11 protein-coding genes are annotated in these 12,985 nt (G+C 70.5%); 3 read left to right on the top strand and 8 right to left on the bottom strand.

Translation table 11 applies throughout. The features are described from left to right. Nucleotides 1-4 precede the first annotated feature (4 nt). The 8 genes from V8688_RS17715 to V8688_RS17680 all read right to left on the bottom strand — a co-directional run bounded on the left by V8688_RS17715 (nucleotide 5) and on the right by V8688_RS17680 (nucleotide 10,290). On the bottom strand, nucleotides 5-466 hold the full coding sequence (locus V8688_RS17715) for a cupin domain-containing protein (RefSeq protein WP_218717912.1): 462 nt from the start codon (nucleotides 464-466) through the stop codon (nucleotides 5-7). A 166-nt stretch (nucleotides 467-632) separates the two neighbouring features. Then, nucleotides 633-2,813, bottom strand: coding sequence for an MMPL family transporter (locus V8688_RS17710; protein ID WP_342801276.1), 2,181 nt, complete (start codon nucleotides 2,811-2,813; stop codon nucleotides 633-635). Beyond that, a complete protein-coding gene (locus V8688_RS17705) occupies nucleotides 2,810-4,015 on the bottom strand; it encodes a peptide synthetase (RefSeq protein ID WP_342801275.1) in 1,206 nt (401 codons plus the stop codon). The genes V8688_RS17710 and V8688_RS17705 overlap by 4 nt, the downstream gene beginning before the upstream one ends. Before the next feature lie 31 nt (nucleotides 4,016-4,046). After that, the gene (locus V8688_RS17700; RefSeq protein WP_342801274.1) at nucleotides 4,047-5,090 is read right to left on the bottom strand and encodes an NAD-dependent epimerase/dehydratase family protein; all 1,044 of its coding nucleotides are present in this window, start codon (nucleotides 5,088-5,090) and stop codon (nucleotides 4,047-4,049) included. Continuing rightward, the gene (locus V8688_RS17695; protein WP_316574158.1) at nucleotides 5,087-6,748 is read right to left on the bottom strand and encodes a fatty acid CoA ligase family protein; all 1,662 of its coding nucleotides are present in this window, start codon (nucleotides 6,746-6,748) and stop codon (nucleotides 5,087-5,089) included. The genes V8688_RS17700 and V8688_RS17695 overlap by 4 nt, the downstream gene beginning before the upstream one ends. After that, nucleotides 6,745-7,650 carry a hypothetical protein gene (locus V8688_RS17690; protein WP_218717882.1) on the bottom strand — a complete coding sequence of 302 codons (906 nt, stop codon included), beginning with the start codon at nucleotides 7,648-7,650 and terminating at the stop codon, nucleotides 6,745-6,747. Before V8688_RS17690 ends, V8688_RS17695 begins: the two co-directional genes overlap by 4 nt. 8 nt (nucleotides 7,651-7,658) lie before the next feature. Continuing rightward, nucleotides 7,659-8,708, bottom strand: a complete 1,050-nt coding sequence (locus V8688_RS17685) for a 3-oxoacyl-[acyl-carrier-protein] synthase III C-terminal domain-containing protein (protein WP_342801273.1) — start codon at nucleotides 8,706-8,708, stop codon at nucleotides 7,659-7,661. 571 nt (nucleotides 8,709-9,279) lie between these two features. Further along, nucleotides 9,280-10,290 carry an LLM class flavin-dependent oxidoreductase gene (locus V8688_RS17680; RefSeq protein WP_342801272.1) on the bottom strand — a complete coding sequence of 337 codons (1,011 nt, stop codon included), beginning with the start codon at nucleotides 10,288-10,290 and terminating at the stop codon, nucleotides 9,280-9,282. A gap of 144 nt (nucleotides 10,291-10,434) precedes the next feature. On the opposite strand from V8688_RS17680, the gene V8688_RS17675 reads away from it, so the two are divergent. From V8688_RS17675 to V8688_RS17665, 3 genes are all read left to right on the top strand, one after another. Then, a complete protein-coding gene (locus V8688_RS17675) occupies nucleotides 10,435-10,866 on the top strand; it encodes a DUF779 domain-containing protein (RefSeq protein WP_342801271.1) in 432 nt (143 codons plus the stop codon). A gap of 49 nt (nucleotides 10,867-10,915) precedes the next feature. Further along, entirely contained in the window at nucleotides 10,916-11,620 is a 705-nt protein-coding gene (locus tag V8688_RS17670; RefSeq protein ID WP_218717878.1) for a hypothetical protein, read from the top strand. A 101-nt stretch (nucleotides 11,621-11,721) separates the two neighbouring features. After that, nucleotides 11,722-12,957: a cytochrome P450 gene (locus tag V8688_RS17665; RefSeq protein ID WP_218717911.1), complete on the top strand. Its 1,236-nt coding sequence runs from the start codon at nucleotides 11,722-11,724 to the stop codon at nucleotides 12,955-12,957. Nucleotides 12,958-12,985 lie beyond the last annotated feature (28 nt).

The raw sequence follows: 12,985 nt of genomic DNA, 5'->3' as shown, positions 1-12,985 counted from the left end.
ATCCTCAGCTGCGGAAGTCCGCGAAGTCGAAGCCCGGCGCGACCAGGCAGCTCACCAGGACCTCCTCACCGCCGGCGGGCCGCGCGGCCTGCCAGTGGCCCGCCGGAACCACGTACTGCACGCGCTGACCGGCTTCGATCAACGGCCCCAGCGTCACCGTCGTCGCGGTACCCGGCCGATCGCCGTCACCACCCAGATCGAGCTCGAGCGGCCCGCCCCGATGCCACAACCACACCTCGGCGGAACGCACCGCATGCCAGATCGACTGTTCGCCGGGCGGCAGCAGGAACAGGATCCCGGTCGCCGCGGCCCGCGTGCCCGGATAACCGTCGGGCGTGAAAGTGTGCTCGCTGCGCCAGGTCTCGCGATACCAGCCGCCTTCGGGATGCGGTCGCAGGTCCAGTGTCGCCGCCGTCGACGGCTGCCGCAGCACCTGGGTGTGGCGTCCGTCCGGTCCGCGTCGCATCCACCGGACCTCCTCGACGGCGTCGACCGGCACACTCTCGACGGTCGTGCCGAGCTCGGGCGTGGTCAACGCCAGCACCTGGGCCGTCGCGGGCAGGTCGTCGGCAACGCGCAGTGCGGCCTCGTCGTCCTCGGCGTGGACTACCTCCGCGCCGATCCGCAGCCGGTCACCGGCCGACTGCCACCTCTCGCGGGTTGTCACGATCATCGGCGTCGTCCTTCGTTCGGGAGTCGGGCTGCCGGGTCCATGGTGCTCTCCGAGACCTGCCGGTGCGCATCCGGACCAGCCGCGGCCGCCAGGGCAGCCACCAGTTGGCTTCTCCCATCAACCGTACGAGGGCGGGGACGAGCAGCATGCGGACCAGCGTGGCGTCCAGGACCAGGGCGATGATCATGCCGAGGCCGAGGAAGCGCATGGGAGTCAACGGGGAGAGGGCGAACGCACCGGTGACGAGGACGAGCAGGACGGCGGCGGCGGTGATGACGCGCGCGGTCTTGACCGTGCCGACCCGCACGGCGGTGGTGGTGTCGGCGCCCGCGCGGTGCGCCTCGGCCATCCGGGAGAGCAGGAACACCTCGTAGTCGGTCGACAACCCGAACACGACCGCGATGATCAGCACCAGCATGCCCGCCGGGATCGGCCCGGCGGTGATGCCGAGCGGACCCGCGAGATACCCGTGGTAGAAGATCATCGTCAGCACGCCGAAGGTGGCGGCCAGGCTGAGGAACGCCATCGCGACAGCCTTGAGCGGCAACATGATCGAGCGGAACGCGACGGTGAGCAGCACCATGGTGGCCAGCACCATCACCGCGATCATGAGCGGCATGCGCCGCACCGTCGAGTCGACCGTGTCCACGGTCGCGGCGGTGTCGCCGCCCACGGCCAGCGTCGTTCCCGGCGGTGGGGCCAGTGCCCGGATGGCCTGGACGGCGGCGGTGGCGTCCTCGCTGCGGTCGGCGGCGGTGAGGAAGGCGTGCAGGACGACGACATCGTCGGCGCGCCCCACCTGCACCACATCGCGCACGCCCGCGATCGCGTCGACGTCGGCGAGCACCGCGGTGATCGCGGCCGTCTGCGGTGGACCGTCGAGCCCGTGGATCAGCACGGTCGCGCCACTCGCGGCGGCCGGGAAGGTCGTGGTGAGTTCTTCGACCGTGCGGCGCATCTCGCTGTCGGGTGGCAGGGCGCGATGGTCGATGTCGCCGAGCCGGATGCCGGTCAGCGGTGCGGCCAGGGCGAGCAGGATCGCGCCGACGACGACCGTGACGACCCCGGGCCTGCGCAGCACGGCGTCGACCACCCTGGTCCAGAAGTGCTCGGTGCGGGTGGTCGACCTCGCTCGTCCGATGCGGGTGCCGAACAGCGCCAGCAGGGCGGGCAGGACGGTCGACGAGAGTCCGGCGGCCAGGGCCACCGCCGCGATGGAGCCGATGCCCAGCGATCGCAGCACCGGCTGCGGGAACACGAAAGTGCCCGCGAACGCACACATCAGCAGCAGCGCCGACAGGGCGACGGTGCGCCCGGCGGTCGCGTAGGTGCGGGCGATGGCCGCTGGCACGTCCCGGCTCTCGGCGTATTCCTCGCGAAACCGGTTGACCAGGAACAGGCCGTAGTCGATGGCCATACCGAGGCCGAGCAGCGAGGCGATGTTCACCGCGAAGGTGGTGACCTCCGTGGTCTCGGTGAGCAGCCGGATCACCCCCAGGGACCCGGCTACCGCGAGCGCCCCCACCAGCACGGGCAGCGCGCCGGCGAGCAGTCCACCGAAGACCAGCACCAGGATCAGCAGTGTCAGCGGCAGCGAAATCGACTCCGCCACCACGAGATCGCGCTGCGAGCGCGCGACGATCTCGGAATTGAGCGCGCTGTAGCCGGAGAGCCGGGTGTCGACGCCGGGCACGCGCAGCGCGTCGGCGATCGCGGGATAGGCGGCGATGCGCGCGGTGTCGTCACCGGCGGTGAACACCGCCGCCACGGCCTGCCGGCGATCCGGCGAGATCAGGAAGTTCCGCAGCGGCGCGGCGGCGTTCCAGTAGCTCTGCGCCGGTCGCGCGAGCAGGGCCGGATCGATTCGGTCCAGCGCCGCGGTGATCTGCGGGCCGATCTCGTCGACGGTGCGGCCCGCGGGCACGGTGTAGAGCGCGATCACGTCGGGACTCTGCGGTCCGAAATGCTCGGTGACCGCCCGATCGACCAGCGCCGACTCACTGCCCTGATCGGCGAACCCACCCGCGCTGAGCCGCTGGGTGACATCGGCGCCGAAGGCCGCGCACAACCCGACGACCGCCACGATCACCGCCAGCACCGCGCGCGGCCGGGCGATGACCAGGCGAACCAGCGCCGTCACAGCGGCCGGTCCACCGAGGGACGCGCGGCCAGTTCGGTCTCGAGCATCGCCACGATCCCGTCGAGCAGCGCCTCGAGCCGGGCCTCGACGCCGTCGCCGTTGCGCGCCGACACCGTCAGATCGGTGTGGCCGTCGAATTCGGTGAGCCCGAACAGCAGCGGCATCGCGACGCTGTGCTGGGGCAGCACGTACAGCCCCGTCGGCCGGAAACCGGGCACGGCGAGCTCGTCGGCGGTGAAGCGGCCCATGTGGGACACGGTGGCCGAGGCCAGATTCCGGCCCCAGCGGGCGCCGAGCCAGTTCGTCGTGTGCAGGACACCGCGATTGACCGGGTCGGGCACCAGGGTGATGCGGGTGTTCGCCAGCTGGTTCAGTTCGCGCCGTTCGCGCAGACCGGTCTTGATCTGCTCCTTGACCCACGTCCAGTCGCGTCCGGACTCGATGTCGAGGAACAGCGGCAGGGCCAGATTGGCGGTCGAGCGCAGCGCCGGGTCGTGCCTGCGCAGGTCCACCGGCATCATGATGCGCGAGGTCCCCGGTGTCTCGGCGGCCAGCAGCGCGCAGACCCTGGCCAGCGCACCGGGGCCCGCCGCGTCGATGCGCCGGTGCCGCAACAGATGCCGGGCGACGCCACGGCGCTGCCTGCCCCGGCCCGTCGCGCTGCGATAGCGCGGCACCATCGCGGCGGGCTTGCCGGGCGCCCCGACCCGGTCCACGAGCTCCTGATCGGCCACCGGGTCGAGCTGGGGTATCGGGTCCTCCCCGCGCAGCGCGCGCAGGACATTGGTCACCCACAGCACCATGCCCATGCCGTCCATCACGCCGTGGAAGACCCGGAAGACCAGCGTCACCGGCGCGCCCGTCAGCAGCAGCACCTCGACGGTGGTTTCCGGCGTCGGTCCGATCGGGCTGGCGAGCACCGGATCGGCCTCGAGCGTGGTCTCGTGCAGCACGTGACCCGGCACCACCCGGACGGCGGGCGCGATGCCCGCGTCGACCCACTCGGCGCCGCGACGCACCAATCGCGCGCCGGGGGTCACTGTGGCGGCCACGGCGACCGCGCGGCGCAGCCGGTCAGGGTCGAGATCGCCGTCGCCGGGGACGACCAGCTGCATGAGAAACGGCGGCGCGAGGTCGCGCATGGGGAAGTACATGCGCTCGGTCGTCGAAATCGGGCGGCGGAAGGTGCTGCTGCCGTTCATGATTGCCTCCGGTGCGTCGGTCGTGCGGTGACTACCGCAGGTCCCTGGTGAGGGTCTCGATGCCGCCCGCGGCGTCGAGCCAGGTGAGGAATTCGGTCAGTCCGGTATCGCGATCGGTGACCGGCGCGTAGCCGAGATCGCGGCGGGCGGCGCCGGTGTCGTAGGTGGCGCTGCGCGTCATCAGCGCGACGGCGTAGCGCGACAGCGGCGGCGACCAGCGCTGCGCCACGGCGGGAATCCGCCACACGGTCTCGACGGCGGCCACGACGGCGGTGAGAACACGGCGATTCGGTCTGCGCGACGGCGGTGCGTAGCCCAGCCGGGAGGCGACCGCGCCGAGAAACGCCCACACGTCGGTCTTCTCGGCGTCGGCGACGAAATACGCCCTGCCGCCGACGGATTGCGCCGTGAGCGCGAGCCGGCACGCGTGCACGATGTTGTCCACGTGACACAGCGAGGCTTCGACCGTGCGGCCGTAGGACAGATCGGGCAGCGACCCGGTCGCGGTCCGGCCGAGCAGCCGCACGATCGGCCCCGAACGATCGCCCGCGCCCCAGATCGCCCGTGGACGCAGGGCGACGGTGGTGAAGGTGTCGGTGTTCGCGGCGAGCACGGTCCGCTCGGCGGCGGCCTTGGTCTCGGAGTAGAAGTTCAGGTAGCGGTGTGGATAGGGCAGTGATTCGTCGACGTCGACCTGATCGCCGCCGTCCCGGTCCATGAGCGCGCTCGGACTCGACACGAAGACGAATCGGGACGCGCCGCTGTCGCGGGCCGCGTCGAGCAGTGTCTCGGTGGCGGCCACGTTCTCCGCCCAGAAGCGGGCCCTGGTGCCGCGTTCGTCGACTCTGGCCGCGCTGTGCACCACGACGTCCATGCCTGAGGTGGCGGCCGCCAGCGACGCCGGATCGGCGAGGTCGCCGTAGACGACGGCGACCCGTTCCCGCGCGGACCCGAGGTCGTCGAGCACGCTGGTGGGCCGCACCAGGATCGACACGTCGTGGACGCCGTCGGCGACCAGCGCGCGCACGAGCGCGCCGCCGAGGAACCCGGACGCGCCGGTGACCAGAACCTTCATCGTCGTGCCTCCAGTTTCTTCGCCGCCCACCGCGCGAGTTCCTCGCGGCCGATCTTCGCGTTGTGCCGGATGTCGACCGGGAAGCGGGGATGGACGAGGAATTCGGTGACCGGCGCGGTGACCTCGAATTCGACGGCGCGGGTGCGCAATCGGGTCAGCGTCGCCGCCGGATCGGCGCCCGGTTCGAGCTCCACGCACAGCACCGGCCGCTGAACCCCCCGCGTGCCGAGGCCGACGAGCGCGGTCCGCGCGACGCCGGGCACCACGTTGAAGACCTGCTCGACCTGCACGGTGAACATCGGTCCCCGCGCGGTCTCGACGCGCTGACTCTTGCGTCCGCAGAACCAGATCCGGCCCTGCTCGTCGATCCAGCCCAGGTCGCCGGTGCGATGCCAGGTGCGATCACCGTCGGCGATCTTGCCCGCCGCGTTGGCCGCCGCGGGCCAGTAGTAGCGGGTGCTGACATTCGGGCCGGTCACGACGATCTCGCCCACCGCGCGCGCCCCCGCGGGCGACGCCGCCGCGTCCCAGTTCGGCACCGGGTCGTCGGTGATCGCGAGCAGCCGCACCTCGACCCGATCGGCCGCGCGGCCGATACAGGTGCCGTCGCCCTGGTGGGCGCGCTCGACCAGACCGTCGAGCAGTTCCCTGGATTCGATGGTCGACATCGGCAGCGCCTCGGTCGAGCCGTAGCCCGCGTAGATCTCGGCGTCGGGGCTCAGCACCTCACGCAGCCCCGCGACGCACCAGTCCGGGACCGGCGCACCGCCGGAGAACACGCTCGACAGGGTGCTCAGTTCGGCCGGATGCGCGCGCAGATGTTCGAGCAGCGGAATGAGCAGGGCGGGGGAGGCGAACATGGTTCGGACGTCGAAACGTTCGATCGCGTCCACCACGTGCGCCGGATCGGTCGACCCGACCTTGCTCGGGATCAGCGGCGGCAGCACGCAGCGCGCGCCGAGCAGCAGATCGAGCACACCGACCAGCGGCAGGGTGATCAGCGAGGTCTCCGGCGGGGTGTGCCCGCGGGCGGCGTGCACCTGCTCGACCATCGCGGCCAGATTGCCGTGCGTCAGCTCCACCGCCTTGGCCGGACCCGTACTGCCGGTGGTGAATCCGATGATCAGCACGTCCTCGGGTGCGGCGGGCACCCGCTCGGGCAAGGCGCCCGAGGGTCTGCGGCCCCAGGCCCGCAACGTCGGGCCGCCCCAGAACCAGCGGCGTCCCACCGTCAGTGTGGTGCGCACGCGACGGAAGCTGCGTGGAAACAGCACCCGCAGGGCATGTGCGGGCGGAATGCCGATGAACGCTTCGGCCTCGACCGCGCGCAGGCAGTGCACCATCCGGCGCACGCCCATGCCCGGATCGATCACCACCGGCACCGCGCCGATCTTCAACAGCGCGAACAGGATCGCGTACAGCTCCGCGCTGGGCAGCACCAGCACGATGGTCCTGGTCCCACTGCCGACGCCGGACCGCAGGAGCTGCTCGGCGATCGCGTCCGACCACTGGTCCAGCTCCTGGTAGGTGATCCGCCGGTAGTCGGGCAGACCCGCGGCGGTCTGCCCGTCGGGGTAGATCACCGCGGCCCGGTCCGGTTCCGCCTGCGCGAAGCGCCGGAAGTCGTCGATGGTCCGCCAGTAGGTCGCCGTCCTCACGCGGTGGTCTCCGCGGGTAGTCGGTACACGGTGGCGGCCGCGGCCGGACCGGCGCCCGCCGCGACGAACAGCACGTGGGTGCGGCCGGTCAGCGAGCGCTCGGCGACCGCGCGGTCGTAGGCCAGCGGCAGCGCGGCGGTGTGCGGGTCGCCGTCGGTCAGGTCGGGGGTGCGCACCGCGTCCTGGTCGATGCCGAGCGCGTCGGCGAGCCGCTTCGGGAAGTGCGGAGTCGGCGTCGAGGCGATCAAGACCAGCCCGGCCGGGTCGATCTCGGCCGTGGCGAGGGCGGCGCGGGCCGCTTGGTCCGCGACGGCCAGGATCCGGTCCTCGAAATCGGGGTCGCGTTCCACGGTCATCAGGCTGCGGCCGGTCGTGCCCATGGTCGCGGTGTCGACGTAGGCGACCTCGGCGGGACTGCCTGTCGAGCGCGCGGAGTGCACGGGCCCGAACCCCTCCGGCCCCTCGACCTGTTCGAGCAGCAGCGCGGCGCCGGCGGTCGCGTAGGGGAACGCGGCGTCGGCGGTGCCGCGGGTGAGCGACGGATGGGTGTCGCCCGCGACGATCAGCACATGCTCGGTGCTGCCGGTCGCCAGCACCGACCCGGCGACCCGGACGGCGTCGAGCACGCCGACGGCGCCGTTCATCAGGTCGAAGGAGAAGGTCCGCGGATCGTCTCTGGTGTAGTCGAGGCCGATGCCCGCCGCCTTCTGGATCAGCGCGGAGACCGCGGGTTCCACCGTGTTGGAGTCACGGAAGATGCCGGTGTTGATCAGCACGCCCACCTGGTCGGGCCGGATCTCGGCGCGCTGCAGGCATTGCCGCGCGGCGCGCCCGCTGTGCTCGACGATGCTGTGAGTGTCGGCGGCCTTGCTGGCGCCGGTGGCTCGGATACGCACGCCCATGACGAACCTCAGACCTTCAGCGAAGAGATGGTGGTGGACAGGAAGCCGGCGACGACGCCGGAGGCGGCCGGAACCATGAGGAGTTTCGACCCGGCCTCGATGCTCTGCTCGGACAGCTGGTCGTGCAGCACGATGAAATGCGAGGTGGTCGAGGTGTTTCCGTACTTCTCGATCACGTTCAGATCCGGCGGCATCGGGGTGCCGAACTCGCGGGCGGCGACACCGTTGATGTACGGCACGGCGGCCGCGCCGAACTGGTGATGGATGATGTAGTCGAACTTCTCGTCGGCGAAGGTGCGTCCGCGCTGCTCGAGGTAGGTGCCCTGCGCGTCCGGCCACAGCATGAACCGGGCCTCGTTGTGCATCTTGCGGTTGTCGGTGTAGAGCGCGACGCCCGCCGACTTGTCGCTGGGCATGCCCAGGCACAGGTGGGAATGCTCGGACGCGGTGAACAATTCGACGTAGTGGATCATGTCGGCCTCGTCGACGGCCTGGTCGAGCACGACCGCGCACCCCGAGTCGCCCACCGACAGCGACGCGAACTGCAGGTCGTACTTCTCGGAGATCTCGTTCACGGCGGTGTCGGCGATCGGGGTGATCGACTCACCGCTGACGACCATGCCGTTGCGCACCACGCCGGCCCGGATCATCCGGTCGAGAATGTAGGTGCCGGTGAGCATTCCGGCGCAGGCGTTGGACACGTCGAAGGTGATCGCGGAGTCGGCGCCCAGCGCTTGCGCGATCGTCGAGGCGAACGAGGGCTCCATGTACATCCGGGTGCCCTGGTTGCTGCGGGTGATCGAACAGGAGATGATCACGTCCAATTCGCCCGGGGCGTAGCGGGACCTGGTCAGACAGTCCTGCGCGGCGTTCATCGCCAGTACGAACGAGTCCTGCATGCGGTCGGGCGCGGTGTCGCGCACCCGGCGTTCCTTGATCCCGGTGATCCGCTCCAGGTCGAACGAGGGCGGAACTTTCAAACGGGAAATCAATTCCGCGGTGGACACGATATTCGACGGAAGATATGCGCCGATCGACTCGAAACGTGAATGCAACACGTGAACTCCTCCAACGTCTGTAAGTGCGCCTGGGATCATTTCCGACCGTCGGTGGGACGGAACCCTACCTGAGTTATTGCGTTCGCCCGGAAACGATCTGAGGGCCCGGTATTCGAGGAACAACCATCGACGAGCCTACGTGTGACCGGAAGTGCTGGATATGTGGCTATCGCCGGAAAAGCGAGGCTGTGCAGGGGTGATGCATTCATTTACGGCGTACGGGCAGTGGGTGGCTATCGCTGCTTCGCGATGTCTCGGCCAAGGCGGATGCCGGATTGCCGAGGCTTCGGAGTGAGGGACCTCACGAAGGAACTCCGGATGGAATGTATCGCCGGGGCCACACCTTTTGTCGCCGGGGCACAATGGTCGCCGTGAAGTTTGTCGCGAGAGGAAAAGGTCCCGCGCGAACGACATCGCGGCCCCGGGGCGCCGTCGAAGGTGGAACCTCGACGACGGTCGGCGCTGTCACACGCCCCGGCTCGGGCTCTGGCGCCACACCTGCGAACAGACACCGCGAAGACCGTCGAGGAGATCCTGGCCAGGGCCCGGACCGAGGCCGCGGTGGGCTGAGTCAGTGGGCCGGGGAGCGCAATCCGGCCAGGCGCGCCAGCCGTCGATGCGAATCCAGCCGTGCCGCGCGATCGAAAGTACTGGTGTGTACGAGGATTTCATCGGCGCCCGACTGGGTAATCAAGTGTCCCAATGCGTCCGCGACCTCCGTCTCGGCACCGTGGATCTGTTCCTCGAGCGCCCGCTCGAACAGGTCGCGCTGCCGGGCGGTCATCGTCGTGGCATCGACCTCCTCGGGAGAGACGAGGGCGGGGAATTCCCCGCGGGTGCGCGAATACGCGCTCGACCACGCCTCCGGGAGCAGGAGTCGGTGTGCCTGCGCCGCCGAGTCGGCGATCATGACCGTTGCCGAGACGATCACATACGGCTGCTCGGCCCACGCCGACGGCCGGAACTCGGCCCGGTAGCGCTCGATCGCCCGCACCATGGCCGCCCTGCCCCCGACCTGCGCGATGACCAGCGGCAGCCCGAACCGGGCCGTGCGCTCGGCGCCCGAACTCGTCGCCAGCAGGAAGGTCGGCAGGCGGGTGCCCTCCGCCGCCACGGCGTGCACGCCGGCACGGCCCGCGCCGAAGTAGTCGAGCAGTTCGACCAGGTCGGCATCGAAATCCTCGGCATCGGCGCGGTCGTGGGCCAATGCCCGGCGGACGCCGTCGGTGAATCCCACCGACCGGCCCAGACCCATGTCCACCCGCCCGGGGAACAGGGACTGCAGCACACCGAACTGCTCGGCGACGACCAACGGCCGGTGGTTGGGCAGCATGACCCCGCCGGTCCCGACCCGGATCCGGTCGGTCGCCGCCGCGACCGCCGCGGCCAGCACGGTCGGGGCGGTACCCGCGACACCGGGCACGCTGTGATGTTCGGCGACCCAGAACCGGTGGAATCCCCACTGCTCGGCGAGCTGGGCGAACTCGACGGTCTCGCGCAGCGCGTCGGCGTGGGACTGCCCGCGCCGGACGCGGGAACGATCCAGGATCGAGAGGCGAGTCGACTCGAGTGTCGGGGTCATATCGATGTCAACGCCGCGTGTCGCGAGGGATTCCACCGGCGGGTCGCGGCTTCGCAAGATTCGATCGGCACCAACCCTGGACCAACCTTGCCCACCCATAGTGTCTGGCGACCCCGACAACCGAGATTCTCCGAGGAGCGCACCATGCCTTACCAAGCCGGGTCCGGACGCCGTGAACGGCATCCGCGCGTACGTGCCGCGAGCCACCGTCACCGCGCGATCGAGACGACCGAGGACGCCCGCCACGTGCTGCAACTGCTGACCGCCATGCACGGACCGGTCGTCCTCTACCTCCCCGCCGACGCCGACGGCTACACCCCGATCTGTGTGCGCCGCACCGACTTCCACGCCGGCGCCGGCGACGTCCTCGCCGGGCAGACGGCCTGGCACACCGAATTCTGGCTGGCCGAGCGCTTCCACGTCGGCCTCGAGGATCTCGACGTCGGCATCGACGTCCGCAGCGCGCCCGGCGGCGACCGCCGGACCGCCTCGCTGGAATCCTCGTGCGGTTTCCGCTTCACCCTGCGCATCGAGAGCGACCAGGACGTCACCGGCCTCGTCGAGGAGGCCTCCTAGCCGTCGACGACCACGGGGGGTTGTCGGTGGGTGTGGATACCCTGCCGGGATGGTCGGACTGGACTCGGCGTTGCGCCGGTTGACGCGGGATGTGGGAAAGCTGCTGCAGCCGTACGGTTTCCATGGATCGGATGCCAGATGGGTGCGGGTGGCGGCGGGTGGGGTGGCGTCGGTCGGCCGCGGCCGGGTCCAGCGGAGCTGGACGGACGGACAGCAGGAGGTCCGCTTCGGGCTGGAGGTGAGTGCCACACCGACCGCGTGGTGGGAGTTCGGCAACTGGTGCCATGAGCGGGCGGGTCGCGCGCACACGATGCTGGCGGACGCGACCGGGCCGGGCCTCGTCGACGCGCGGAGCATACCGGCCGAATTCACCGAACCGTGGTCGCTGCGTGTCGATCCCGCGGTCGACGGACAGCAGGTGCGCCCGTCCGATATCGAGGCGTTGCGCGCCGACCTGCCCCGGCGGGTGCACGTGTACGCGCGCCGGGCGCTGCGGTTGCTCGAGCCGGACCGCTATCTGGACGAGTTGCTGGCCGATCCCGAGCCCGGGTGGCGCACCTGGGAGGCGATCGTCGTGCTGCTGGCCGAGCACGGCCCCGACGACCGCCTCGACGCGGCGCTGGACCGGCTGCGGGCCTGTCTGCCCGCAGCGGAGGACGCCGGAGGGTCCGCGAATGTCTTTGCCTACGTGCGCGACCGGTCGGCGGTCGCCTCGATGCCGCTGTCCCCGAGTCCCTGCGACCTGACACGCTGACCGGTAGCATCGCTAACCGAATCGGAAGATTCAGTCCAGCAGTATGTTTCGATGCGATCGCCTGCATTGGGGTCCGGGAAACACCGGTGATCGAGAGGTTCATGGTGGAATCGGTGACGAGTCGGTTGGTAATCGATACAACGGGAGAGGACATCCAGGGCGAGATCGCGCGCATCCGGGAGCAGGGTCGGGCCACGCTGGTCGAGCTGCCCGGCGGGGTGCAGGCGTGGTCGGTCACCGATGTCGCGCTGCTGGAGAAGCTGCTCACCGATGCACGGGTCTCCAAGGACGCCGGGCAGCACTGGCCGCCGTTCGTCGCCGGCGAGATCCCGGCCGACTGGCCTCTGTATCTGTGGGTGGCCGTGGCGAACATGTTCACCGCCTACGGCGCCGACCATCGCAGGCTGCGCCGCCTGGTGGCGCCCGCGTTCACCGCCCGCCGCACCGAGGCCATGCGGGAACAGGTCGAGCGGATCACCACCGATCTGCTCGACCAGCTGGCCGCGACCCCGCGCGGCGAGGTCGTCGATCTGCGGGAGCACTTCGCCTATCCGCTGCCGATCCAGGTGATCTCGGAGCTGATGGGCGTGCCCGAGGCGCTGAACCCGGGCCTGCGCACGTGCGTCGACGGCATCTTCGACACCACCCTCACCCCGGAACAGTCGCAGGCCAACTATCTCGAGATGTACCGGATTCTGGGTGAGCTGGTGGCCTTCCGGCGCGAGCACCCCGGCGACGACATGACCAGCGTGCTCATCTCCCAGCGCGACGAGGACGAGGGCGGCGCGCTCACCGAGGAAGAACTGATCGGCACCCTGCTGCTGGTCATCTCGGCCGGACACGAGACCACCGTCAACCTCCTCGACCAGGCGATCACCGCCCTGCTCACCCGGCCCGCGGTGCTCGCCGAGGTCCGGGCGGGCGCGATCACCTGGGCCGACGTCGTGGAGGAGACGCTGCGCTACGAGTCGCCGGTCGCGCACCTGCCGCTGCGGTTCGCGGTGTCCGACATCGACATCGACGGCGTCCACATCGGCCAGGGCGAGGCGATCCTGGCGAGCTACGCCGGCGCGGGCCGTGACCCGAAGCGGCACGGCGCGACCGCCGACGAGTTCGATCCGACCCGGCCCGACAAGTCCCACATGGCCTTCGGCTACGGCGTGCATCACTGCCTCGGCGCGCCGCTGGCTCGGCTCGAGGCACTGGTCTCGCTGCCCGCGCTGTTCGACCGCTTCCCGGCGATGAGCCTGGCAGCGCCGGTCGAGGAACTCGGCACCGTGCCCAGCTTCATCTCCAACGGGCACCGGCACCTGCCGGTGCGCGTGCACGGCGAGTAGCCCCGAGGGGTCCCTGCTCGGCCGGCCG

The sequence above is a fragment of the Nocardia sp. No.11 genome (assembly GCF_038752175.1).
Classification (GTDB): domain Bacteria; phylum Actinomycetota; class Actinomycetes; order Mycobacteriales; family Mycobacteriaceae; genus Nocardia; species Nocardia canadensis.
This window is presented reverse-complemented; position numbering and strand designations above follow the sequence as displayed.